Here is a 24,682-nt window from a genome sequence, read left to right as displayed (position 1 = left end):
TTTAGTTCCATCTTGTCCGCATTGATCGACGACCGTGTAACAGCGGTTAAAGGTGGGACCAGGCGCGGGAATCCCGTGGCCATGACGCACAACACCCCGCTCTCCCCCCGCCCCCTCCGCCACCTCGCCGAGGTCCACCGCCGCGTGCTGACGGCGGCTCAGCTCCGCTCCCACGGCGTCACCACGGCCGAGCTGAACGAGCAGTGCCGCCCCGGCGGCCCCTGGCAGCAGCTGCTGCCGGGCGTGGTGCTGCTGCACCCCGGCCCGCCGACGAGCGAGGAGCGTCTGCACGGAGCCCTGCTGTACGCGGCCCGCGAGTCCTCCGCGCGGGGCGTCCCGGCGCAGCCGACCGCAGCGGACCCCTACCGCCCGGTCTACGCGGACGCGGTGATCACGGGCCTGGCCGCGCTCACCCTGCACGGCTTCTCGGCGACCCCGCCGCTGCTGTCCCTGGACCACATCGACGTCCTGGTCCCGCGGCTGCGCCGGCTGCGCTCGGCGGGCTACGTCCGCGTCCTGCGCACCGCCGCCCTGCCCGTGCCTCGCACGGTGACGGGCCTGCCGGTGGCCCCCGTACCCCGGGCACTGGCGGACGCGGTGGCGGAACTGACGGACGCGGAGGCGGTACGACGCCTGCTGACCGAGGCGGTGCGCGGCGGCCACTGCGAACCGGCCACGGTGGTGAGGGAGTTGACCCAGGCCAAGCTGCTGAACCGCCCCCACGTGGTGGACGCGGTGGACTCCCTCCTGGCGGAGAGCCGGGCGATCGCCGAGGACCGCCTGTACCGGATGGTCCGCGAGTACCGCCTGCCCGACCCGGTGTGGAACGTGGACCTGCGCCTGCCCGGCGGCCCCCACCTGGGCGGCCTGGACGCGTACTGGCCGGACCAGGCGGTCGCGGTCGAGCTGGACACCTGCGCACCGCGTCAAGGCCATCGGCAGGACGACGACGCGCTGTGGTCGCAGTACGCGCGCAAGCGGGAGCACCTGGAACGGCTCGGCATCACCGTCGTGTACATCACCCCCAGGAAGCTCCGGGAGTCCCTGGAGCAACAGGCCACCGTGGTCCGCACGGCCCTGATGGCCTCCGGCGACCGCGATCCGGCCGCGTATGTCGTGGTGCTGCCCCATCAGTGACGGCCGGGGAGAGCACCAGGAGGGGAGAGGAGGGGCCACCGGGACCGCACACCCGGTGGCCCCTCCTCGTGCGGGTCAGGAACTCGGATGCAGCGAGGAGGGCAGCGGAGCCAGCGACCTGCACAGGGCGGTCGGGAACCTCGGCTCCCTGCGCTGCACGTCCCGGCAGCCTCCGGTCACGCTTGCGAGGATGGGTACCCAGCCGGACTTCCCCGCCCGGAAGAACCAGCGGTCCCCCAGACTCGACGAACAGGCGGGATCCGACGCGTCGTCGCAGGCCGGCCCCGTGCGCCAGGAGAAGTCCAGCACCAGCCACTTCCCGTCGCACTCCTGCGAGTCCCGGTACGAGTGCATGGGCGCGTTGACCGCGTACAACGCCTGGTCGTAGGAGTCGGCCGTGCATCCGGTCGCCGGGGGCCGGCAGCCGAGCGGCCCGCACAGCCGCAGGGCGGGCGGCTTCGCGCCGTCGCGCGTGAAGGTCAGGTTGCGGTCGACGATCAGCTTCAGCTTGCCGAGCGGCCGGGGCAGCCGCACCCGCGCGGTGGCCGGCTTCTCCTTGCCGCACGGGGAACCCTTGTCCATGGACCGCGAGGAGAAGGTGATCTGCACCCACACCGCGCCGTTCACCTGGTCGGTGACCAGGGCCTTGAGGTCCCGCACGCACTGGCTCCCGCCACTCGGTACCTGCGTGTCGAGGCTCAGCGCGCGGCCGTCGGCTCCGAGGCGGGCCCCGGTGACGCCGGAGGGCTCCATCGTGACCCACGACGGCGGCGAGGCCCCGCCACCGGCCGCACCGGCCGTCTCCTTGCCGCATCCCCCGAGCAGCATCACGGCGACCACCGACAGCAGCGCTGCCGCGCCGCGTATTCTCCTTGATTGCAGGAGCACTTGTTCTCCCCCATGTATAGACGTGACCCCGGGGGTCAGTCCGGGGCGGGGGCCACCGTACCGAGCCGCGCCACTGCTTCCGGAGGACACTCCCGACTTCGTGCAACGACTAGAACGAGAGATGTAGGCCATGCGCTCACGCTTCACTGCACCCGAACTCGCCCTCCTCGTCCCCGCCCAGGCCTGGACGGCGTTCCTCGCTCATGTCGGCTGAACCCATAGCCCTCCGCCCCGTCGGTGAGGACGATCTCCCCCTGCTGGAGCGCTTCCTCACCGACCCGGCCGCGGCAGGGCCCTTCCAGTGGTACGGGTACGCCGACCCCAGCCGTTTCCGCCGCCGGTGGGCGGAGAACGGGCTGCTCGGTGAGGACGGCGGGCAACTGGTCGTCACCGCCGGGGCGGAACCGCTCGGGTTCGTCGCCTGGCGGAAGGTCGTCGTCTCGCCGTCCACCTACTGCTGGAACATCGGTGCCCAACTGCTGCCCGAGGCCCGCGGGCGGGGCATCGGCAGCCGGGCCCAGCTACAGCTCGTCCGCTACCTCTTCACCCACTCCCCCGTGATGCGGATCGAGGCCGACACCGAGGCCGAGAACCTCGCCGAGCAACGGGCCCTGGAGAAGGCCGGGTTCACCCGCGAGGGCGTACTGCGCGGCATCGTCTTCCGGGACGGGAAGTGGCGTGACGGCGTCGCCTACAGCGTGCTGCGTGACGATCCCCTGCCCGGCGACGTATGAGGCGTACACCTCGTCCAGCAGCGCCGCGTACGCCGCGATCATCCTCGTACGGCTGAAGCGTTCCCGGCTCAGTTCCAGGGCCGAACCCAGCTGCGCGCGGCCGGTGATCGCGGCGGACCAGGCCAGGGCGATGGCTCCCGGGTCCGGCGGCGTGACGAAGCCGAGGCCCGCCACGATCGAGGCGCTGTCGCCGACGTCCGTGGTCACCGGGATCGCGCCGCACATCATGCCCTCGATCAGGCACAGCGGTGCCGCCTCCCCGGAGACGGAGGTCAGGGCGACGACGTCGGAGCCGGCGTAGACCGCCTCCATGTCGTGCCGTACGCCGAGGCGGTGCACACGGTCCGTGAGGGACCGGTCACCGGCGAAGGCCTCGTCGATGTCGGCCTCCAGGGCGGGGTTGGCGTCGGTCATCCCGGCGCCGCACATCACCACGTGGCCACCGCCCTCCTGGGCCAGCCAGGCCCGCGCGGCGCGGAGGAAGAGCGGGACGTTCTTCATCTCGGCGTACCGGGCCGCGAAGACGACCACCGGGGCCGACAGCGGAATTCCCAGCGAGGCACGGAAGGCCTGACGGGCGACCGCGTCCGGGCGGTAGCGGAGCAGGTCCACCCCGTTGGGGATCACGTGCAGCGCCTCGCCGGGGATGCCGGCCGCCTCGTACGCCTGCCGGGTCGACTCGGCGCAGCACACGGCCGCCGCCACCTTGCCGTCGGCGATCGCGGTCTTCAGCTCGTCCAGGGCGGGGCCCTGGTTCTCGGGGTCGGAGCGGTGCAGGCCGACCACGACCGGGCGGCGGGGCAGTCCGCCCTGGTTGAGGAGGGCCAGCGGCTGCTCCTTCAGGGAGAGGATCACGTCCGCCCCGGCCATGGCCCGAGCGGTTTCGGCCAGCTCCGGTCCGCTGAAAACGGACGCCGCGACCGAGCCGTCGACCAGGCCCGCGCTGCGGCCCAGTGACGTGACCCCGACGCCACCGGCGGTGAGCGCCCGGTAACAGGGGTCGTCCTCCATCCGCTGCCGGGTGGCCTCGCGGTGGACCTCTCCGTGGATGCTGAGTACCTGGTGGGACTGGCCGCCCTCGGCCAGTCCCAGTACGACGTCGGTGTGTACGATCCTTGCTCCTCCGGAGAAGAAGCCCTCGTAGACCGACAGAACACGCAGTCCGCGCCTCGTGCGCACACGACCACCCGCCTTGCATAAATGATCGAGAAGATCGAGCCATCCCCGTCCATAGCGGGTTAGCCGATATGAGGCGGTACGGACATTACGGGCGCGTTAACACAAAGCGTCGCGCGTGAAACGATGGCCAATGGATTTTCCGTCGATCTTCAGCCCTTCTTGAGCACCAGCTCCGTGTTCCGGTCGGACGGGTTGCCCGCGAAGGTCTTGCTGGCGCCGGGGGAGTTGAAGGACAGCTCGCGGTAGAGGGCGGCGAGGCCCGTCTGGGAGAGGTCGGCGAAGTCGGTGCGGTGCGGGGCGGCGGACTCGATGAGGGTGGTGAAGATCGAGAGCGTGCCGTCCTTGTTGTCGACCAGCTCGACGACGCGGGCGAGCTGCGGGTAGTCGACGTGCGAGGCGGTGGAGATCTCCCAGAAGGAGCGGCCGTCGGAGGCCGCGTGCGGCGTGATGATGTTCTTGTGGACGTGGCCGTTCACCCAGGCCACGACGTTGGTGTGCGAGGCGAGGGCGGCGACCAGCTCGTCACCGGTGTGCCGGCGCTCGCCGGGCCGGGCCGGGTCGGGGCGGGTGTTGGTCATCGTCTTGCTGGTGTGGTGGCTGAAGACGATGGCGTGGGCGTCCCGGTTGTTCCGCAGCGTCCTGTGCAGCCAGTTCAGCTGGGCGGTGCCGATGGAGCCCTCGAAGTGGCCGCCGGCGTCGGTGGTGTCGAGGCTGATGCCGATGACGTCGTCGGAGATGCGGAAGGAGTAGTACTGGGTGCCGGCGTCCAGGTTCGCCGAGCTGTAGCCGTGGCCGACGGGGCCGACGCCCTGGTAGGCGGGGTCCAGGTGGGCCTTCAGGTAGTCGGCCGGGGTGTACGGCACCCGCTGCTCGTCCGGAGTGACCGAGCGCATGGCGCGGGCGTGCGCCTTGAGGAACTCGCGGTAGCCGGAGCCCGTGGGGTCGAGGCCGTTCTTGTTGGTGTCCGCGAACTTCTGGGCCTCCGCGGCGGTGACGAGCATCAGCTTCTTGCCGCCGATGGCCGCTTCGGCGAGGTAGGGGTCGGCGTGGGAGCCGTAGACGCCGAGCTGGAGGCTGTCGTGGTTGCCGACGGTGGAGTACCAGGGCAGGTGGAGGCCGGGGCTCGTCGTCTCGCGGATCGCGGCGGCCAGGAAGCCCTTCAGATAGGGGAAGCCGAGCGCCTTGTCGCCGTCGCGGGCGGTGGAGTCGGGCTGCCAGTACAGCTTCAGGTCGCTGTTCTGGACGCCCTCGTAGTGCCGGGGGTCACCGGAGTTGGGGGTGATGCGGCCACCGCTCATCACCTTCATGTACCACTGGAGTTCGCACAGGGCGTTGTTGTCGGTGTTGTCGCCGGTGGCCATGACGAAGCCGAGCGGGGCGCCGGTGACGGGGGCGCCGCGCAGCGCGTTGACGCGCTCGACGAGCGAGATGGCGCCCTGCACGGTCAGCGCCTCCTGCGGGCGCCAGGCGTGCGGATCGGCGGCCCGGATGTACTCCGCGCGCAGCGGGTGCTGGACGTCCTGCAGGTGCATGTCCGTGAACTGCACGAACGCGGCGAGCGCCGTACGGCGGTCCGCGCGGCCGGACTTGGGCGCGGCCAGCTCGGTGCGCACGACCTGCGCCCAGCCGGGCCCGTCGCCCAGCCGCCGGTAACCGGAGGGGTTCTGCGGGGCGGCGACGGAGGCGAGGGTGGTGCCCTTGGTGTAGGGCGCGAGGGGGGCCGGGGCACCGGCCCTGCCGGTGGCGGCGGGCGCCTCGTCGACGGTGGCGGCCTGGCTGTCGGTGGGGCGCAGGGCGTATCCGACGCCCGCGGAGAGCGTGACCGCTCCGGCGGCGGCGAGGACAGTGCGGCGGTTGGCCCCCAGTGCGGAGGTGACTACAGAGCGTATGCGCGACATGGCGCGGTCTCCCCGAGTGCGAACGCGTCGGACGTGGTCGCGGGCCGTCGCTCACGCGAACACCCCGCTCACTTGGGATGCTTGGCACCGGGGATGACCTGCGCGTGAACGGGGCGGCAACGTGCAGCGCCGAACTGCGTACGTGGATCTGAGCCGGCCGACAAGTCGCCTGAACACCCTGTCAACAGGGGATTTCCGCCCACATCGCATCGCGGGTTTTCCCCATACATGGATCTCGATTCGGTCAACGGTCCCCAAAGCCCCAGGCCTTGGGTAAAGCTGAGCGCTCGCATTCGCTCGCTCCTTTACCTACAAGGGATGCCGATGACTCTCACCCCCGAGCGTGATCCCATACCCGGCCCGAGACGCCTGGCCCGCATAGCCGTGGCCGTGGGCGTGGTGGCCGCTCTCTCCGCGACCGGGCCGATACCCCTGGCCCTCGCCGCGGACGCGCCGCACGCCACGGCCGCCGACCCCGGCACCAAGTCCGCCGGCGAGAAGCTGGGTTCGGACGACGCCGACCTGCTCGCCGAGGCCAAGGCCGACGGCGACAAGAACGTCACGATGATGATCGCGACGGCCCCGGGCCAGACCGACCAGGTCACCGAGGAGCTGGATGCGGTCAAGGGCGGCTCGGTGGGCCGTACCTACGACAAGCTCGGCTACGTCCGCGCCACCGTCCCCACCGCCCAGGCCGACTCGGTCATCAAGGCGGCGGCCAAGCTGTCCTCGGTGCACGCCATCGACCTGCGCCAGGAGATCCAGCTCGACGACCCGGCGCCGAGCGCGGACACCGCGAAGGACGCGAACAGCACGGGGACGGCGGCCACTTACTCGGGTCCGGGCAAGGACACCCCGGCGGAGAACCCGTACAACCCGTCCTTCGAGACCGGTGCCGTCGACTTCGTGGACGAGCACCCGAAGGCCGACGGCCGGGGTGTCACCATCGGCATCCTCGACTCCGGCGTCGACCTCGGCCACCCGGCGCTGCAGAAGACCACCACCGGCGAGCGGAAGATCGTCGACTGGGTGACGGCGACGGACCCGATCCTGGACAGCGACGCGACCTGGCGTCCGATGGTCACCTCCGTCTCCGGCCCGAGCTTCACCTACGCGGGCCAGTCCTGGACGGCGCCCGCGGGCGCGTACGGGATCAGCACCTTCAAGGAGTCCGCCACCACGGGCGGCGACGAGAAGGGCGACCTGAACCGGGACGGCGACACCACCGACAGCTGGGGCGTGCTGTACGACGCCGCGGCCGGCACGGTCACGCTCGACCTGAACAACAACCACGACTTCACCGACGACACGCCGATGAAGCCGTACAAGGACGGCTACCAGGTCGGCTACTTCGGCACCGACAACCCGGCGACCGACGTGGTCGAGCGGGTGCCGTTCGTCGTGCAGATCCGCAAGGACGTGGCGATGGACCCCTACGGCGGGTCCTGGGTCGGCAAGAAGGCCGACTTCGTCAACATCGGTGTCATCGAGTCCGAGCACGGCACCCACGTGGCGGGCATCACCGCCGCCAACGGCCTGTTCGGCGGGAAGATGAACGGCGCGGCCCCCGGCGCGAAGCTCGTCTCCTCGCGGGCCTGCACCTGGACCGGCGGCTGCACCAACGTCGCCCTCACCGAGGGCATGATCGACCTGGTCACCAACCGGCACGTCGACATCGTCAACATGTCGATCGGCGGCCTGCCCGCGCTGAACGACGGCAACAACGCGCGCGCCGAGCTGTACACGCGGCTCATCGACACCTACGGCGTCCAGCTCGTGATCTCCGCGGGCAACTCCGGCCCGGGTGCGAACACCATCGGCGACCCGGGTCTGGCCGACAAGGTGATCTCGGTCGGCGCCGCCATCTCCAAGGAGACGTGGGCGTCCAACTACGGCTCGGCCGTGGAGAAGAAGTACGCGATGATGCCCTTCTCCTCGCGCGGTCCGCGTGAGGACGGCGGCTTCACGCCGACCCTGGTCGCCCCCGGCGCCGCGATCAACACCACCCAGACCTGGCTGCCGGGCTCCCCGGTCGCCGAGTCGGGCTACTCGCTGCCGGCCGGCTACTCGATGCTCCAGGGCACCTCGATGGCCTCCCCGCAGGCCACCGGCGCCTCCGCGCTGCTGCTGTCCGCCGCCAAGCAGAAGGGCATCGACCTGACGCCCGCGAAGCTGCGCACGGCACTGACCTCGACGGCCGACCACATCAAGGGTGTCCAGGCCTACGAGGAGGGCGCGGGCCGCATCAACATCGTGGACGCGTGGGACGCCATCCGCGACGACGCCGAGTCCCACGACTACACCGTCAAGGCCCCGGTCGACACCGCGCTCGACTCCGCGCTGAAGACCCCGGGCTTCGGCACCGGCCTGTACGACCGTGAGGGCGGCCTCCAGGCCGGCCAGAAGAAGACGTACGACATCACCATCACCCGTACGTCCGGCCCGGACCGTCCGGTCTGGCACGAGCTGGACTTCGCGAACAACGCGGGCGGCACCTTCCGGCTCGTCGGCGACGACATGGTCCGGCTGCCGCTGAACCAGCCGGTGACCGTCAAGGTCCAGGCGGCCCCGGCGTCGGCCGGCATCAAGAGCGCGATCCTTGAGGTCGACGACCCGTTCACGGAGGGGGTCGACAAGCAGATCCTCACCACCGTCGTGGTCGCCGCCCCGGTGAACTACACCTACTCCGCCTCGGGTTCGGTGCAGCGCAACAGCACGCAGTCGTACTTCCTGAACGTGCCCGCGGGCGCGAAGTCCCTCGAGGTCGCGATGAGCGGGCTCGCGGACAAGAGCCAGACCCGGTTCATCGCGATCCACCCGTACGGCACTCCGGTCGACAGCACCGGCACCCCGTACTGCTACAACAACTACCTCAACGGCAACGGCTGCAAGCCCGACGTGCGCTCCTACGCCGACCCGCAGCCCGGTGTCTGGGAGGTGGAGGTCGAGTCGCGCCGCACCTCGCCGCTGCTCGACAACCCGTACAAGCTGGACGTCACCGTGCTCGGCGCGGCCTTCGACCCGGAGACCGTGACCGTGCCCGAGGCCAAGGTCGGCACCCCGGCCACCGCCACCTGGACGGTGACCGACAAGTACGCGGCCCTGGACGGCAAGCTCGTCGGCGGCCCGCTCGGCTCCTCGAAGACGGCCCGCCCGTCGATCAAGGAAGGCGAGACGCAGACCAGCACCGTGGACGTCCCGGCCGGCGCCACGTCCCTCGACGTCGCCATCGGCAACGTCTCCGACGCGTCCGCCGACCTGGACCTGACCGTGTACGACGCGAACGGCAAGCAAGTCGCGCAGTCCGCGGACGGCGACTCGGAGGAGGCCGTCTCCATCCCGAACCCGGCCGCCGGCACGTACACCATCAAGGTCGTCGGCTACTCGGTCCCGGCCGGCTCGACGGACTACGACTACCGGGACGTGTTCTTCTCCTCCGCGCTCGGCACCGTCTCCGTCGACGGCTCGACGCCGGTCAAGCTCGGCACGGGCGACTCGGCCACGGTGAGCGGCCAGGTCACGGCCGCCGCCGAGGCTCCGGCCGGCCGCGAGTTCTTCGGCCGGGTCCAGCTGGTGAACGCGCACGGCACGGTCGCGGGCACCGGCAGCGTGAAGATCGAGAAGGTCACGCCGTAACGGTGTGAGTTTCCCACTGAGGGGCGGGCGTCCGGGGGGACGCCCGCCCCTCACTGTTCTCCGCACAGGTGGTGGCGGGACCCGGGCAGCGCCTCGGTGATCCAGGCCCGGTTGACGTCCACACGGTCGTCGCCGGCGGCCCACAGACTGGCGTTCTCCGCGTCCTGGTGGACCCCGATGAGCACGTGCTGCCCCACGCGGGGCGCCGGCCGGGCACCGCGGTCGAGGCGGAAGGAGACCTGGGCCGGGGTGTGCGCGGGCTTGTAGGCGTGGGACACGGTGAGCACGATCCAGGACCACGGCGACAGGTGCTCCGGCTGGATCTTCGCCACGGTGCCCTCCACGACCAGCCGGAAGCAGGCCAGCGTCAGCTCGGGGTCGTCTGGCCGGCCCCCGTCCCAGGAGTACTTGGCCGGCGCGTGGGCGTCGCTCTTCGCGCCGGCGCTCGCGCCCTGGCGGGACGCGCTGTCCCCCTGCGAGGCGACCCAGCCGAGCCCGACGGCCATCGTCAGGGCGGCGGCACCGGCGAGCGAGGCGAAGGCGATCCGCAGGGCCCGGCGGGGACCGGAGGGCCGGCCCGGGCGCGCGGGGCGGGCGGGGCTGACGGGGTGTGTGCTGCTCCGGGGGCGTCTGCCCGGCTTGACGCCGCGAGCCGGGGCGGTGGGCTCCGTGGACTCGGGCTCCTCGGGCGCGGACTCCTCGGGCGCGGGTTCCTGCGCCACCACGGGTTCCTGCAGCTCCCCCGTGAGCGCCTCCGCGAGCCAGGTCAGCTCTTCCTTCAGCAGGGCGTCCATACCGCCGTACTCCCCGCTGCCCTCGTGTTCGGCAGGCACGTCACACCACCTCGTCCTCGTGCAGGCGCTCGCGCAGCGCGCGGACCGCCGTGTGCAGCCTGCTCTTGACCGTGCCCTCGGGAATGCCCAGCTCGTCCGCGATGGCGCGCACCGGCAGGTCGGCGAAGAAGCGCAGGATCACCACCTGCCGCTGGGTGTCGGGCAGTTCGTCCAGGCCCCGGGCGACGGCGAGGGAGAGCAGGCTGGTCTCCTCGCCGGAGGGGTGCGCGGGCTCACGCAGCGAGGCCAGCCGCTCCCCCAGCCGCTCTTGGCGCCGCTTGGCGCGGTGCCAGTCCATGGCGAGGTTGGAGGCGACCACCGCCGCCCACGCCGACACGTCGCGCGGCGCCTCGCGCCCGCTCGCGGCCCGCTCCAGCAGCCGCAGCCGGACCTGCTGCACCCCGTCCGGCAGGTCCGACTGCGGTACCCCGCCGAGCGCGAGCACCGCCCGCACCCGGCGTTCCTGAGCCGCGTCCAGCGGGTCGCCGCCGGTACGTCCGTCCGTACCGGCGGTGTACGCCCCCTGATCGCGGCGCGCCCCTCCGCGCAGCACACGCCACCCCCTCACACGTATGCACCTACGACGCGGCGGGCGGCCGAAACGTTCGGCCGTTGCTGCCGGTCCGCAGAGGCGTACGTCACACCCTCGTGTGGCCGGGGGCCGGGCGGGCAGGGGCGGGACAGCACAGCTTGCGGCGCGGAGCCCTCGGCGAGGGAATTTCTGCAGCTCAGCGAGGGGTTCGGCGGAGGTGTGGAACCGTCGGCCGGGTGATCGTGTCCCATTCCTCGGGCACACCCCGCAAAGAATTGGACAGGTGGACCGGGGTCGACCGCATGATGGACAGGCCCCGGTCATCCAAGAGACACGCAGAGGGAGTCACCGTGAGGGTCGGAATCGTCGGAGCCACCGGTCAGGTCGGCACGGTCATGCGCAGGATCCTCACGGAGCGTAACTTCCCGGTCACGCAGCTGCGCCTGTTCGCCTCGGCTCGCTCGGCCGGGACCGTGCTGGACGGCGTGACGGTGGAGGACGCGGCGACCGCCGACTACACCGGCCTGGACATCGTGATCTTCTCCGCGGGCGGCGCGACGTCGAAGGCGCTGGCCGAGAAGGTCGCCTCCCAGGGCGCCGTCGTGATCGACAACTCCTCCGCCTGGCGCAAGGACCCGGAGGTGCCCCTGGTGGTCTCCGAGGTGAACCCGCACGCGATCGCCGACCGGCCCAAGGGCATCATCGCCAACCCGAACTGCACCACGATGGCCGCGATGCCGGTGCTGAAGCCGCTGCACGAGGAGGCCGGCCTGGAGGCGCTGGTCGTCGCCACCTACCAGGCGGTGTCCGGCTCCGGCCTCGCGGGCGTCGCGGAGCTGCACGGCCAGGCGCAGAAGGTGGTCGCCGACGCCGACAAGCTCACGCACGACGGCGAGGCGGTCGACTTCCCCGAGCCGCAGGTCTACAAGCGCCCGATCGCCTTCAACGTGCTCCCCCTCGCGGGCTCGATCGTCGACGACGGTCTGAACGAGACCGACGAGGAGCAGAAGCTGCGCAACGAGTCCCGCAAGATCCTGGAGATCCCGGACCTGTTGGTCTCCGGCACCTGCGTGCGCGTGCCGGTCTTCTCCGGCCACTCCCTCCAGGTCAACGCCCGTTTCGCCCGCCCGATCTCCCCGGAGCGCGCGACCGAGCTGCTCGCGGGCGCCCCCGGCGTCGTCCTCTCCGAGATCCCGACCCCGCTCCAGGCGGCCGGCAAGGACCCGTCGTACGTCGGCCGCATCCGCCGCGACGAGACGTCCGAGCACGGTCTGGCGCTGTTCATCTCCAACGACAACCTCCGCAAGGGCGCCGCGCTGAACGCCGTCCAGATCGCGGAGCTGGTGGCGGCCGAACTGTCCGAGAAGTAGGGCGCCCTGCCGGCGAACGGCGGTCACCTCGGGTGACCGCCGCTTTCGCATGCCCGGGCTCATCGCGCTCCACGTGACCCGCATGGAAAGATGGCGCAATCCACACATCACGAGGAGATGACCGCGTGCCTGGCACAAACCTGACTCGCGAAGAGGCTCAGCAGCGGGCGGAGCTGCTCAGTGTTGACTCGTACGAGATCGATCTCGACCTCTCCGGCGCGCAGGAGGGCGGCACCTACCGGTCCGTGACCACGGTGCGCTTCGACGTCGCGGAAAACGGCGCGGCGTCCTTCATCGACCTGGTCGCGCCGACGGTCCACGAGGTGACCCTGAACGGCGACGCGCTCGACCCGGCCGAGGTCTTCAAGGACTCCCGAATCGCGCTGCCGGGGCTGCTGGAGGGCCGTAACGTCCTCCGTGTCGTCGCCGACTGCGCCTACACCAACACCGGTGAGGGCCTGCACCGCTTCGTCGACCCGGTCGACGAGCAGGCGTACCTGTACACCCAGTTCGAGGTCCCGGACGCCCGCCGGGTGTTCGCGTCCTTCGAGCAGCCGGACCTGAAGGCCACCTTCCAGTTCACCGTGAAGGCGCCCGAGGGCTGGACGGTCATCTCGAACTCGCCGACGCCCGAGCCGGCCGACAACGTCTGGACGTTCGCGCCGACCCCGCGCATCTCGACGTACATCACCGCGCTGATCGTCGGCCCGTACCACTCCGTGCACAGCGTGTACGAGAAGGACGGGCAGTCCGTGCCGCTCGGCATCTACTGCCGTCCCTCGCTCGCCGAGTTCCTCGACTCGGACGCGATCTTCGAGGTGACCCGGCAGGGCTTCGACTGGTTCCAGGAGAAGTTCGACTACCAGTACCCGTTCGAGAAGTACGACCAGCTGTTCGTGCCCGAGTTCAACGCGGGCGCGATGGAGAACGCGGGTGCGGTGACCATCCGCGACCAGTACGTCTTCCGGTCCAAGGTGACCGACGCGGCGTACGAGGTGCGTGCGGAGACGATCCTGCACGAGCTGGCCCACATGTGGTTCGGCGACCTGGTCACCATGGAGTGGTGGAACGACCTGTGGCTGAACGAGTCGTTCGCCACCTTCACCTCCATCGCCTGCCAGGCCGCCGCGCCCGGCTCGAAGTGGCCGCACTCGTGGACCACGTTCGCGAACTCCATGAAGACCTGGGCGTACCGGCAGGACCAGCTGCCGTCCACGCACCCGATCATGGCGGACATCCGCGACCTGGACGACGTGCTCGTCAACTTCGACGGCATCACGTACGCCAAGGGCGCGAGCGTGCTGAAGCAGCTCGTCGCGTACGTCGGCGAGGACGAGTTCTTCAAGGGCGTGCAGGCCTATTTCAAGGCGCACGCGTTCGGCAACACGCGCCTGTCCGACCTGCTGGGCGCCCTGGAGAAGACCTCCGGCCGCGACCTGAAGACCTGGTCGGGGAAGTGGCTGGAGACGGCCGGCATCAACGTCCTGCGCCCCGAGGTGGCGACGGACGCGGACGGTGTCATCACCTCCTTCGCCGTCCGCCAGGAGGCCCCCGCGCTGCCCGCCGGCGCCAAGGGCCATGCGGTGCTGCGCCCGCACCGCATCGCGATCGGCCTGTACGACCTCGACGAGGCGAGCGGCAAGCTGGTGCGCAGCGAGCGGATCGAGCTGGACGTCGACGGTGAGCTGACCGCCGTACCGCAGCTGACGGGCACCCGCCGCCCGGCGGTCGTCCTCCTCAACGACGACGACCTGTCGTACGCCAAGGTCCGCCTGGACGAGCAGTCGCTGGCGTTCGTCACCGAGCACCTGGGCGACTTCGACGCCTCGCTGCCGCGCGCCCTGTGCTGGGCCTCGGCCTGGGACATGACCCGGGACGCGGAGCTGGCGACCCGCGACTACCTGTCCCTGGTGCTGTCCGGCATCGGCAAGGAGTCGGACATCGGCGTCGTGCAGTCGCTGCACCGCCAGGTCAAGCTGGCGATCGACCTGTACGCCGACCCGACCGCCCGCGAGGCGCTGCTGACCCGCTGGACCGACGCCACGCTGGCGCACCTGCGTGCGGCGGAGCCGGGCGGCGACCACCAGCTGGCCTGGGCGCGGGCGTTCGCGGCGACCGCCCGCACGCCGGAGCAGCTGGACCTGCTGGAGGGCCTGCTGGACGGTACGCAGACGATCGAGGGCCTGGCCGTGGACACGGAGCTGCGCTGGGCGTTCGTGGAGCGGCTCGCGGCGGTCGGCCGCTTCGACGAGGCGGAGATCGCGGGCGAGTACGAGCGGGACAAGACGGCCGCCGGTGAGCGCCACGCGGCGACCGCCCGCGCGGCGCGCCCGACGCCGGAGGCCAAGGCGGAGGCATGGGCGTCGGTCATCGAATCCGACAAGCTGCCGAACGCCGTGCAGGAGGCCGTGATCGGCGGCTTCGTCCAGACCGACCAGCGTGAGCTGCTGGCGGCGTACACGGACCGGTACTTCGAGGTCGTGAAGGACATCTGGGACGCCCGTTCGCACGAGATCGCCCAGCAGGTCGCGGTCGGCCTGTACCCGGCGGTCCAGGTCTCCGAGGAGACCCTGGCCAAGACGGACACGTGGCTGGCCGCGGCCGAGCCGAACGCGGCCCTGCGCCGCCTGGTCTCGGAGTCCCGCTCGGGTATCGAACGCGCGCTGAAGGCACAGGCGGCGGACGCGGCGGCTTCGTAGCCGACCGTACGGTCGTAGTGGTCCGTACGATCGCGGGGGCGCCCGGTGCTGCACCGGGCGCCCTTTTCGTGCGCTCAGCCGGCGAACATGCCCCCGGTGACGTTGACGAAGGTGCCGGTGATGCCGGCCGCGTGGTCGGAGGCGAGGAAGACGGCGGTGGCGGTGACCTCGGCGAGGGTGGGGTTGCGGCGGGTCATGCGCATCCCGGCCAGGTGGTCGAGGAGGCCGTCGAGGCGCATGTCGGGGTTGACGGCCTTCAGCCCCTCCTCCGAGAAGGTCTCGGGCACCCCGGCCGCCCACAGCCCCACCGCCCGGACCCCGCGCGGCCCCAGCTCCATGGCGAGGTTCCGCACGAGCGTGTCGGTGGCCCCGTCGGCGGGTCCCGTGCCGCCCATCATCGGACTGCCCTGCGCGGAGCCGCTGTTGAGGGTGAGGATGACACCGGATCCGCGCTCGGCCATGCGGCGGGCGGCGGCGCGGGCGGTGAGGAAGTTGGCGCGGATGCCGTTGAGGACGGGCCGCAGGAAGTCGTCCACGGGCATGTCGGTGAGCGGCAGTCCCTGGACGTCGCCCCGGGTGACCAGGTTGAACGAGATGTCGACGGTGCCGACGCGCTCGACGTGCGCCTCCACGGCGGTCTCGTCCAGCGCGTCGACGACGGCGGTCTCGGCGTGCCCGCCGGCCGCGGTGATGTCCTTGGCCACGGCGTCCAGGGTGTCCTGGGTACGGCCGACGAGGTGGACGCGGGCGCCCTCGCGGGCGAAGGCGCGGGCGACGGAACCGCCGATCGAGCCGCCGCCTCCGTAGATGATCGCGGTCTTGTCGGTGAGCAGCATGGTGAACTCCTTCGTGAGGGCCGGTGTCGTACGTGTCGCGGATATTCGCCGGTACAGACGTACGCACGCCCTGCCGCTCATCGCCAAGGGGATCACAGCCGCAGCGGCAGCCCGAACGCGGGGAAGAGGTGCGGTTCGAAGGAGGTGATCTCGACGATCCGGTCGCCATCGCCATCGTGGTCGAACCGGAGCACGTCGAGCACCTGGGCACGGTAGACGTTCGTACCGGGCCGGCGGACGTAACCTCCTGCGGCGAGCTGCCCGTTGGCGCGGGCGGGCAGATGCCGCCAGTGCCCGAAGAACATCGGGGAGCCGGGGTCGAGGCTGCCGCGCACGAACCCGAGGAGGGCGTCCCGGCCGGTGAACCAGAAAGGGTTGGGCGGCATGGTGAGCGTGACGTCCTCGGTGAGCAGCCCGGCCATGGCGGCGAAGTCGAGCCGCTCGGCGGCGTCCATGTACCGCTGGAGAGCCTGGCGTTGGCCCTCGGTGGGCGGGGGGGCCGCCGTCCAGTCGGTACGGCTCGCGGGCAGGTGCTCGCGCAGGGCGGGCCGGGCACGTTGCAGCGCGCTGTTGACCGAGGCCACGGAGGTGTCGAGGGCCCCGGCGGTCTCGGCGGCGGTGAGCCCGAGCAGGTCCCGCAGGACGAACGCGGCCCGCTGGCGGGCGGGCAGGTGCTGGAGCGCGGCCAGCAGCACCAGTTCGACGGTCTCGCGGGACTCGGCGGTGGTCTCCGGCAGTTCGTCGTCGGGGTAGGGCTGGAGCCACGTGACCCGGGCGGGCGGCTCCCCGCCGCCGTGCTCCATCCCGGGCAGTGGCTCGTACCGCTCCGGACGCCGGGCACAACGCCGCTGGAAGTCCAGGCAGGCGTTGGTCGCGATGCGGTACAGCCAGGTCCGCACCCCGGCCCGCCTTTCATACCCGTCCCGCGCCCGCCAGGCCCGCAGGAAGGTCTCCTGCACGAGGTCCTCGGCGTCGTCGTACGAGCCGGTCATGCGGTAGCAGTGGGCACGGATCTCACGGCGGTGGGCTTCGGTGAGGGCGGCGAAGTCGGTTTCGCTGAAGGAGTCCGTACCGGCGACGGGGTCGGGACCGGGACCGGAGTTTTCCGTAACGGACTCCGGCGTGACGGATTGCTCGGCCGTGTCCCGGGCGACACGCGCGATGCGCCGCAGCCGGGCGACGGACGACGACAGCTCGCTCACGCCGTCGTACAGCGCGGAGGCGGGCCGCGGCACCAGCTCCCGCGCCTGCCGCCCGACGGCCTCGATCAGCTCGTCCAGCCCACTGCCACCGCCCTGCCGCTCCCGGTAGGCCTTCTGCCGACAGGCGGCGGAGCAGTACACGGAGGCCCGCCCCCGGCGACCGCCGCGCCCGGGGAGCGGCCCGCCGCAGCTTGCACAGGTGTCGGCGGTCATGGGCGCCTCCTCGCACGGTCGGGGTTTCACGGTCGGGGCGCCGGCGATCCTTCCGTACCGTCTCCGCCATGGCCAGTGCGCCGTGACGAGTACGAGGTCCGAATCCCGCCGGTCGGCGGGGCCGTGGCGAGCCAGCCTGGCTCCATGACGACGTACACCGCACGGCCGCTGACCCCCTCGGCCCTCAAGGAACTCCGCGACCTCGACGACGCCGGCCGCCCCCTGTCCCCCTTCGCCGACGACGAGGGCGGCGCCCCGCTGCGCTGTTGTCTGCGCCGCAGCAAGCAGGGCGAGCGCATCGCCCTGGTCTCGTACGCGCCCCTGCGCCGCTGGGCGGCCGGGACGGGCGCCGAGCCGGGGGCGTACGACGAGCAGGGGCCCGTCTTCGTCCACGCCGACGACTGCACGGGGCCGCGCGACGGCGCCCTGCCCTTCACCAACGCCCACCGCACGGTGCGCCGTTACTCGGCCGACGGCCGCATCCTCGGCGGACGCCTGGTGACGGACCCCGACGGCTTCGAAGCGGCCTTCGCGGAGGCTTTCGCCGACCCGGAGGTGGCGCTCGTGCACGTGCGGGCGGTCGAGTACGGCTGCTTCCTGTACGAGGTGCGCAGGCCGTAGCTCACCCGCGCACCGGCGGGCTACGCCGAACGCGGCGCCGCCCGCCTCCCGGGTGCGGGGGGCGGGCGTGGGGGCAGAGGCAGAGTCAGTGGTCGAGGTTCGGGTGGTCTGGGGCAGGAGTGCTGCCACTTAGGTCCCTTCGCCGGGTCGTGGAGTGGTGTGCACCTAACGTCGCAGCGCCGGAACCGTAAGGTCCATCGAATCCTTCTGAGCCTTCTTTTCAGCAGAACTGAACGATGCGACGCGGCCCGCACGCCGGCTCTCCCGCTTGCCGGTGCCGCCCAGCTGGCCCGCCACCGTTGCCCCGAACGCCACCGCCATGCCCGCCACCTGAACCGGCGTCAGCGCCTGGCCGAGGGCGGCCCAGCCGACGACGGCCGCGGTCAGCGGGGAGAGCGGGCCGAGGAAGCTGACCTGGGTGGCGGTGAGCCGGCCGATGCCGCGGAACCACAGGAAGTAGCCGATGGCCGTGTTGCCCAGCATGAGGTAGAGGTAGCCGCCGACGGCCGCGCCGTCGAGCGCGGGCGGGGCACCCTCGACCAGGAAGGCGACGGGCGCGATGAGCAGACCGCCCGCGGTGAGCTGCCAGCCGGTGAGCGCGAGCGGGCCGACCCCCTCCGGCCGGCCCCACCGCTTGGTCAGCACGGTCCCGGCCGACATGGAGGCCGTCGAGGCGACGGACGCGAGCACGCCCACCACGTCGAGGGCACCGGCCCCCTTGAGGACAACGAGGCTGACACCGAACGCGGCGGCGGCCCCGGTCAGGAGGGTGCGCGCGGTCGGCCGCTGCTTGAGCAGCAGTGCCGAGAGGCCGACGACGAACAGCGGTCCGACCGAGCCGACGACCGCGGCCATGCCACCGGGCAGCCGGTACGCCGCCACGAACAACAGCGGGAAGAAGGCCCCGATGTTCAGCGCGCCGAGCACCGCCGCCTTGAGCCACCAACCGCCGCGCGGCAGCACCCGGGTGAGCGAGAGCAGCAACAGCCCGGCGGGCAGGGCGCGCACGAGGGCCGTGAAAAGGGGACGGTCCGGCGGCAGGAACTGGGTGGTGACCGCGTAGGTCGTGCCCCAGGAGACGGGGGCGAGGGCGGTGGCTGCGATGAGGGTGGTTCTGGTCGCGCGGCTGGTGGCCATGGGAGGCACCCTTCGGGAGAGACCAAGAGATCGACTGACCAAGTAGGTCAACGCTGATTAGCTTAGCGCTAAGCTACTTACTGTCAAGCCACTTACTTGCAGGCGACCGGAACCGGATGGATACTCGCCGCATGCAGCAGCACAGAGACCCCGTCGACGCGATCATCGACCAGTGGGCGCAGGTACGGCCCGACCTCGACACCACGGCGATGGAGGTCTTCGGCCGCATCACCCGGCTCTCGCGCACGATGGCCGACAGGATCGAGAAGGCGTACCAGCCCTACGGCATCTCGCGCGGCGAGTTCGATGTCCTGGCCACCCTGCGCCGCTCCGGCGAGCCCTACACCCTCTCGCCCCGTCAGCTGTCGGCGACGCTCATGCTGACCACCGGCGGGATGACCGGCCGCCTCGACAAGCTGGAGCGCGCGGGGCTGCTGCGCCGCTCCCCCGACCCGAACGACCGGCGCGGCCTCCAGGTGACGCTCACCGAGGAAGGCCTGCGGCTGATCGACGAGGCGGTCGGCGTCGGCCTCGCGGAGCAGACCGACGCCCTGTCCGGCCTGACCGCGGAACAGGCCGGCCAACTGGCCGACCTGTTGCGGGAACTGCTGCGCTCTGCCGTCAAGTAGCCCTCCGGGCCGAACCGTTCGCGTTCAGGCCTTCGTGCCGACGTACCGGGTGAGGGCCGCCTCGATCGCCGCCAGGTCGGCGGTGTCTGCCGCCCAGGCCACGTATCCGTCGGGGCGGACCAGCACGGTCGTGCGGCGGTCGCTCGCCCAGCGCGCCAGGGCCAGCCGGCCCGCGCGCCCGGCCTCGTACGACGCCTGCTCCTGCTCCGGGGTGATCAGCACGAACCGGCCGCCGCGCAGGGCCTCGTGGAGCCGGCCGCCGTCGGCCAGGGCGATGTCCGGGACGCGGGTGCCGGTGAGGCGGTGGGCGCCCCGGGGGGCGGGGTAGCGGTAGCCGATCCCGGTGACCTGGCCGGTGACCTTGCGGCGGGCGGGGCCGACGGCGTTGAGGAACGCGAGGAGCAGGGCGCGGCCCGTCAGCTGCCAGGGGCCCTTGGCCATGGCGAGGCGCACCAGGCCGCCGCTGCTGCGCAGCACCGACTTGCCGATGGGGTGCCGCTCGGCCTGGTAGGTGTCGAGCAGCCCGGGGTCGGCGTGCCCGGCGACGACCGCGGCCAGCTTCCAGCTCAGGTTGGCCGCGTCCTGCAGGCCGACGTTCATGCCCTGCCCGCCGGCCGGGGTGTGCACATGGGCGGCGTCTCCGGCGAGGAAGACCCGGCCGACCCGGTAGGCGGGTGCCTGGCGCTCGTCGCTGTGGAAGCGGGACATCCAGCGGGCGTCGTGCATCCCGTAGTCCCGGCCGAGCGCGAGGCGCGTGATCTCCTTGACCTCCTCCAGGTCCAGCGGCTCCTTGTCGGGGACGTTGCGGCCCCGGTGCCAGCCGATGACCCGGTAGTAGCCGTCACCGAAGGGCGCGAGGAAGGCGAAGGCGTCGCCGACGGCGTCGGCGGTGAGCAGCGTCGCGGGCTTCTCGGTGAGCAGGACGTCGGCGAGGACGACGGACCGGATCACCGACTTGCCGGGGAACGGCAGCCTGATCGCGTCCCGTACGGCACTGCGCATGCCGTCGGCGCCGACGACGTACGCGGCCCGCAGGCTCTCCGCGCGCCCCTCGGGACCGCGGACCTCCACCGTCACGCCGTCCGCGTCCTGGGTCAGGCCGGTCAGCTCGGTTTCGTGACGGAAGTCGACCCCCGCCTCCGCCGCCCGCTGCTCCAGCACCTTCTCGACCTCGTACTGCGGGATCAGCAGGACGTGGTTGAAGCGGGAGGGGAGGGTGTCGAGGTCGAGGGTGAGCCGGGAGAACAGGCGCAGCCGGTCCAGGGGCTGCCCGACGGCCTCCAGGTCGTCCACGACTCCCCGGGCGTCGAGCTGCTCCAGGCTGCGGGCGTGCAGGACGAAGGCGCGGGAGAGGTTGTTGATCTTGTGGGGCCGCTTCTCGATGAGGGTCACCGGGACGCCGGCGGTGGCGAGGTCACCGGCGAGGAGGAGGCCGGTGGGGCCGGAACCGACGACGATCACGCGAGAGGTGCTGGTCATGGTGGCCTCCCAGGTTGCCAACGCTCGTTTGCCAACAGATGTTGGCCAACACTTGTTGGCAACCGTAGAACCGGGCGAGAGGGAAGTCAACAGTTGTTGGCCTACGCGTGTTGGCCTACGCTCGTTGGCATGAATGGCAATGGCAGCACGCACACAGGCGGGGGGCGGCGCTCCGACGCCACCCGGAGCGCCATCCTCGACGCGGCCCGCGAGCGCTTCGCCTTCGACGGGTACGACCGGGCCACGATTCGCGCGATCGCCAAGGACGCGCGTATCGATCCGTCGATGGTGATGCGCTACTTCGGCAGCAAGGAGGGGCTGTTCGCGGCGGCCGTGACCGTCGATCTGCGGCTGCCCGACATGCGGGAGGTGCCGCGGGAGGAGGTCGGGCAGGCGCTGGTGCGCCACTTCCTCGCGCAGTGGGAGGAGAACGAGGAGCTGACGGCCGTGCTCCGGGTCGGCGCGACCAACCAGGCCGGGGCCGAGCGCATGCAGAGCATCTTCCGGGAGCAGCTGTTCCCGATGGCCGAACGGTTGTGCCCCGACCCCGAGCAGGCCCCGGCACGGGCCGCGCTGTGCGCCGCGCAGCTGCTCGGGCTCGCCCTCACCCGCTATGTGCTGCGGCTGCCGCCGACGGTGGCGCTGTCGCGCGAGGAACTGGTGGCGTGGCTGGGCCCGACCGTGCAGCGGTATCTGACGGCACCGAGCCCCTGACCCCACGGGGCAGGCCGGGCGCACGCGGAAACGCCGAGGGCGCCGGCCTCACCCGGGTACGGCGGCTTCACGCACGTACGGACGGGAGGACGGGCGCCCTCGGCGAGAAAAGTTGTGGTGTGGTCAGGCGGCCTTGGACGAGGTGCCGGGCTTGCGGTGCCTGATCTTGGACTTGTCCAGGACCATGACCAGGCCGGCAATGACCCCGAAGATCACCAGCGGGGCCAGCACGTACAGACCCAGCGTCTGGGCGACGTTCAGGCCCTTGCCGGGGTCGTCGCCGTCGTCGCGGGTCAGCGCGAGCGCGGGGGACGACATGAGCAGCATCATCAGCGTCGTACCGGCGGCCAGGGCGCCGGCGCGCAGGGCGTTCTTCTTGTCCACGGTCTCAAGTTAGCGAACCCTCCTGAGGGCCGCGCGTCCGGGGTGCCATATGAACTCCCCCGGGGGCGGCGCCCCTGGTCGGGCTGCTCGTGCGCAGCACCTCCAGCAGCGCCCGCACCCTCCTCGACGCCGTCAGCTCCTCCAGCGCCACCGGCCGCCGCTCCCGGTCCGCGACCGGCAGCCGCCAGTTCGGGTACTCGTCCCAGGTGCCGGGGAGGTTCTGCGGACGGCGGTCGCCGACGGCGTCCGGGAGCCAGACGCCGATCAGCCGGGCCGGGGTGCGCAGCAGGAAGCGGTGGACGGCACGGATCTCCGCCTCCTCGTCAAAGCCGGGCGGGCCCACCGCGATGCTGTCCAGCAGGCCGAGACTGCCGAACAGGGCGAGCCACTCCGCGGCGTCCGCGGTCGCCTCCGCACGCTCCACGGCGGCCGGGCGGGTGAGCAGGCCCAGGCGGTCGCGCAGGTCGACGTGTTCGCCGGTGAGCCGGGCGGCGGTGGGAGGCAGGTCGTGGGTGGTGGCCGTGGCCAGGCAGTCGGCGCGCCAGCGGTCGGGCGGCAGGGGGCGGCCGTCGCCGGCCCAGTCCCGTTCGAACCACAGCACCGAGGTGCCGAGGACCCCGTGCCGCTGCAGGGTCTCGCGTACGCCGGGCTCGACGGTGCCGAGGTCCTCGCCGATCACCACCGCCCCGGCGCGCGAGGCCTCCAGAGCGAGCAGGGCGAGCATGGCGTCGGCGTCGTAGCGGACGTAGGTGCCCTCGGTGGGCGCGCTGCCCCTGGGCACCCACCAGAGCCGGAACAGGCCCATGACGTGGTCGATGCGCAGGGCGCCCGCGTAGCGGAAGAGGGCGCGCAGGAGGTGGCGGTAGGGGGCGTGGCCGGAGGCGGCGAGGCGGTCGGGGCGCCACGGGGGCAGGCCCCAGTCCTGGCCGCGGGCGTTGAAGGCGTCCGGCGGAGCGCCGACCGACATGCCGGCGGCGAACACGTCCTGCTGCGCCCAGGCGTCGGCGCCGCCGGGGTGCACGCCGACGGCGAGGTCGTGCACGATCCCGACCGGCATCCCGGCTTCCTTCGCGGTGCGCTGGGCGGCGCGCAGCTGGCCGTCGGTGAGCCAGGCGAGGCGGGCGTGGAACTCGATGCGGCCGGCCAGTTCGGTGCGGGCGCGGGCGGTCGCGGCGGAGTGGGGGTCGCGCAGGCCGTCCGGCCAGCTCTGCCAGTCGGGGCCGTGGGTCTCGGCGAGGGCGTACCAGGTGGCGTGGTCCTCCAGCGCCTGCCCCTCCTCGGCACGAAAGGCGTCGTACGCGGCCCGCCGGCCCGGCCCGAGCGGCACCCGCAGGACCAGCTCCAGGGCCTCCCGCTTCAGCTCCCACACCGCGTCCCGGTCGATGAGGGCGCCCTTGTCGAGCACGGCGGCGCGCAGCCGCCCGGCGCGTTCCAGCAGCACGCGGACGCGGGCCCGGTCCTCGACGTACGCGAACTCGGGGATCTCCTCGATCCGCAGGTGCACGGGGTCGGGGAAGCGGCGGGAGGAGGGCCGGTACGGGGAGGGGTCGGTGGGGGCGCCGGGTACGGCCGCGTGCAGCGGGTTGACCTGCACGAATCCGGCGCCTGCGGTGCGCCCGGCCCAGCCGGCCAGCTCGGCGAGGTCGGCGAGGTCGCCCATGCCCCAGGAGCGGCGGGAGAGCAGGGAGTACAGCTGGACGAGGAGGCCGTAGGAGCGGCCGGCCGGGGTGGGCAGCCGGTCCGGGGCGACGATGAGGTGGGCGTGGCCGGTACGGCCGTCGGGGGCGGCGGCGCTCACCCGGTGGACGCCGGCGGGCAGGCCGTCGGCTGTGTCCCGGGTCTCCCCCTGCTCGGTCTCGACGCGCAGACGGGTGCCGGGCGGCAGCGCGGCGAAGGCGGGCGGCGGCTCCTCGGCGCCGGCCCACTGGACCACCGTCGGCGGCAGCAGCCGTTCCCGCAGCTCGCGTTCGCGCGCGGCGAGCGCGGTGCGGACGGCGTCCGGGGTGCCCGCGTCGACGCCGAGGGCGGCCAGGGCGGCGACCACGGCGGAGGCGGGGACGGCGACCGTGCGGTCCGGGGCGGGGCTGTAGGAGGTGGCGACCCCGTGCAGCCCGGCGAGCCGGGCCAGCTGCTCGTCCTCGTGGTCCTCGCGCGCCGCGGGCATCTACAGTCCCGCGCCGAAGGAGTCCGGCACCGGGTCGGACTCGCTGGTCAGCGGGGCGGCGTCGGCGAGCGGCGGCTCGCTGGTCAGGGGCTCGGCGTCGGGCAGCGGCGGCTCACTGGTCAGCGGCGCCTCGGCGCACGCATGCTCCGCGCTGAAGACGCACGCCTGCGCCGCACGGGTCTCGGCGGACGACTCCGCCACGGGTTTCCACTGGGCGGGGACCGGGCGACGGGAGAGATGAGCCGGTGCGGCCACGGGGGCCTCCTTGTCGGTGCGTCGGACGGATATCGGCAGGCCTACCCCGTGGGCGCGACGCCAGACGTATTCGGACGAAGAACGTGCTTCTTCCGACATACCGGCCACCCTGCCCGAGGTTCCCCGCCACCGTTCCCCACCA

The 24,682-nt window shown here is 72.1% G+C and carries 19 protein-coding genes and 1 pseudogene; 8 read left to right on the top strand and 12 right to left on the bottom strand.

Going from position 1 to position 24,682, the window contains the following annotated elements:
* The first annotated feature begins 81 nt into the window (after window positions 1–81).
* Window positions 82–1,137 (top strand): hypothetical protein, encoded by a 1,056-nt coding sequence (locus tag ACWD3E_RS01835; protein WP_451385572.1) that lies wholly within the window; start codon window positions 82–84, stop codon window positions 1,135–1,137.
* A 75-nt stretch (window positions 1,138–1,212) separates the two neighbouring features.
* On the opposite strand, the gene ACWD3E_RS01830 is transcribed toward ACWD3E_RS01835, so the two are convergent.
* Window positions 1,213–2,025, bottom strand: a complete 813-nt coding sequence (locus tag ACWD3E_RS01830; RefSeq protein WP_451385571.1) for a hypothetical protein — start codon at window positions 2,023–2,025, stop codon at window positions 1,213–1,215.
* A gap of 203 nt (window positions 2,026–2,228) precedes the next feature.
* On the opposite strand from ACWD3E_RS01830, the pseudogene ACWD3E_RS01825 reads away from it, so the two are divergent.
* Window positions 2,229–2,597: pseudogene (locus ACWD3E_RS01825) on the top strand (GNAT family N-acetyltransferase); the annotation flags it as partial.
* Here the strand turns inward: ACWD3E_RS01825 and ACWD3E_RS01820 are convergent.
* Together ACWD3E_RS01820 and ACWD3E_RS01815 are read right to left on the bottom strand one after the other, a co-directional pair.
* Window positions 2,547–3,938: a glycosyltransferase gene (locus ACWD3E_RS01820; protein WP_451385570.1), complete on the bottom strand. Its 1,392-nt coding sequence runs from the start codon at window positions 3,936–3,938 to the stop codon at window positions 2,547–2,549. The pseudogene ACWD3E_RS01825 and the gene ACWD3E_RS01820 overlap by 51 nt on opposite strands.
* 149 nt (window positions 3,939–4,087) lie before the next feature.
* Window positions 4,088–5,836: a TIGR03767 family metallophosphoesterase gene (locus tag ACWD3E_RS01815; protein ID WP_451385569.1), complete on the bottom strand. Its 1,749-nt coding sequence runs from the start codon at window positions 5,834–5,836 to the stop codon at window positions 4,088–4,090.
* Between the two features lie 324 nt (window positions 5,837–6,160).
* Between ACWD3E_RS01815 and ACWD3E_RS01810 the strand changes: the two genes are divergently transcribed.
* Window positions 6,161–9,472: a S8 family serine peptidase gene (locus tag ACWD3E_RS01810; RefSeq protein ID WP_451385568.1), complete on the top strand. Its 3,312-nt coding sequence runs from the start codon at window positions 6,161–6,163 to the stop codon at window positions 9,470–9,472.
* Window positions 9,473–9,522: 50 nt separating this feature from the next.
* Here the strand turns inward: ACWD3E_RS01810 and ACWD3E_RS01805 are convergent, their stop codons facing one another.
* Both ACWD3E_RS01805 and ACWD3E_RS01800 read right to left on the bottom strand, forming a co-directional pair.
* Window positions 9,523–10,305, bottom strand: coding sequence for a hypothetical protein (locus ACWD3E_RS01805; protein WP_451385567.1), 783 nt, complete (start codon window positions 10,303–10,305; stop codon window positions 9,523–9,525).
* Between the two features lies 1 nt (window position 10,306).
* On the bottom strand, window positions 10,307–10,858 hold the full coding sequence (locus tag ACWD3E_RS01800; RefSeq protein ID WP_451386474.1) for an RNA polymerase sigma factor: 552 nt from the start codon (window positions 10,856–10,858) through the stop codon (window positions 10,307–10,309).
* Window positions 10,859–11,187: 329 nt separating this feature from the next.
* Here ACWD3E_RS01800 and ACWD3E_RS01795 point away from each other — a divergent pair, with 329 nt between their 5' ends.
* Both ACWD3E_RS01795 and pepN read left to right on the top strand, forming a co-directional pair.
* The gene (locus ACWD3E_RS01795) at window positions 11,188–12,207 is read left to right on the top strand and encodes an aspartate-semialdehyde dehydrogenase (protein ID WP_451385566.1); all 1,020 of its coding nucleotides are present in this window, start codon (window positions 11,188–11,190) and stop codon (window positions 12,205–12,207) included.
* A gap of 125 nt (window positions 12,208–12,332) precedes the next feature.
* Window positions 12,333–14,906, top strand: coding sequence for an aminopeptidase N (gene pepN, locus ACWD3E_RS01790; protein ID WP_451385565.1), 2,574 nt, complete (start codon window positions 12,333–12,335; stop codon window positions 14,904–14,906).
* Window positions 14,907–14,980: 74 nt separating this feature from the next.
* On the opposite strand, the gene ACWD3E_RS01785 is transcribed toward pepN, so the two are convergent.
* Window positions 14,981–15,742, bottom strand: coding sequence for an SDR family NAD(P)-dependent oxidoreductase (locus ACWD3E_RS01785; protein WP_451385564.1), 762 nt, complete (start codon window positions 15,740–15,742; stop codon window positions 14,981–14,983).
* A 92-nt stretch (window positions 15,743–15,834) separates the two neighbouring features.
* Window positions 15,835–17,157 (bottom strand): RNA polymerase subunit sigma-70, encoded by a 1,323-nt coding sequence (locus ACWD3E_RS01780; RefSeq protein WP_451385563.1) that lies wholly within the window; start codon window positions 17,155–17,157, stop codon window positions 15,835–15,837.
* Window positions 17,158–17,301: 144 nt separating this feature from the next.
* Here ACWD3E_RS01780 and ACWD3E_RS01775 point away from each other — a divergent pair, with 144 nt between their 5' ends.
* Complete coding sequence (locus ACWD3E_RS01775) at window positions 17,302–17,778, top strand: DUF1203 domain-containing protein (protein WP_451385562.1); 477 nt, start codon at window positions 17,302–17,304, stop codon at window positions 17,776–17,778.
* Between the two features lie 165 nt (window positions 17,779–17,943).
* On the opposite strand, the gene ACWD3E_RS01770 is transcribed toward ACWD3E_RS01775, so the two are convergent.
* Complete coding sequence (locus tag ACWD3E_RS01770; protein ID WP_451385561.1) at window positions 17,944–18,915, bottom strand: EamA family transporter; 972 nt, start codon at window positions 18,913–18,915, stop codon at window positions 17,944–17,946.
* Between the two features lie 131 nt (window positions 18,916–19,046).
* On the opposite strand from ACWD3E_RS01770, the gene ACWD3E_RS01765 reads away from it, so the two are divergent.
* Window positions 19,047–19,544 carry a MarR family winged helix-turn-helix transcriptional regulator gene (locus ACWD3E_RS01765; RefSeq protein ID WP_451385560.1) on the top strand — a complete coding sequence of 166 codons (498 nt, stop codon included), beginning with the start codon at window positions 19,047–19,049 and terminating at the stop codon, window positions 19,542–19,544.
* 24 nt (window positions 19,545–19,568) lie between these two features.
* Here the strand turns inward: ACWD3E_RS01765 and ACWD3E_RS01760 are convergent, their stop codons facing one another.
* Entirely contained in the window at window positions 19,569–21,023 is a 1,455-nt protein-coding gene (locus tag ACWD3E_RS01760) for an FAD-dependent monooxygenase (protein WP_451385559.1), read from the bottom strand.
* Window positions 21,024–21,152: 129 nt separating this feature from the next.
* Between ACWD3E_RS01760 and ACWD3E_RS01755 the strand changes: the two genes are divergently transcribed.
* Entirely contained in the window at window positions 21,153–21,737 is a 585-nt protein-coding gene (locus ACWD3E_RS01755) for a TetR/AcrR family transcriptional regulator (protein ID WP_451385558.1), read from the top strand.
* Window positions 21,738–21,860: 123 nt separating this feature from the next.
* Here the strand turns inward: ACWD3E_RS01755 and ACWD3E_RS01750 are convergent, their stop codons facing one another.
* From ACWD3E_RS01750 to ACWD3E_RS01740, 3 genes are read right to left on the bottom strand one after another with little or no spacing between them, the layout of a single operon-like run.
* Window positions 21,861–22,121 (bottom strand): hypothetical protein, encoded by a 261-nt coding sequence (locus tag ACWD3E_RS01750; RefSeq protein ID WP_451350106.1) that lies wholly within the window; start codon window positions 22,119–22,121, stop codon window positions 21,861–21,863.
* A 4-nt stretch (window positions 22,122–22,125) separates the two neighbouring features.
* Window positions 22,126–24,285: a 4-alpha-glucanotransferase gene (gene malQ / locus ACWD3E_RS01745; RefSeq protein WP_451385557.1), complete on the bottom strand. Its 2,160-nt coding sequence runs from the start codon at window positions 24,283–24,285 to the stop codon at window positions 22,126–22,128.
* The gene (locus tag ACWD3E_RS01740; protein WP_451385556.1) at window positions 24,286–24,540 is read right to left on the bottom strand and encodes a hypothetical protein; all 255 of its coding nucleotides are present in this window, start codon (window positions 24,538–24,540) and stop codon (window positions 24,286–24,288) included.
* Between the last annotated feature and the right edge of the window lie 142 nt (window positions 24,541–24,682).

It is taken from the genome of Streptomyces sp. NPDC002676, from assembly GCF_053592455.1.
Note: the sequence above shows the minus strand (reverse complement) of the source record. Positions and strands in the feature narration are given on the sequence as shown.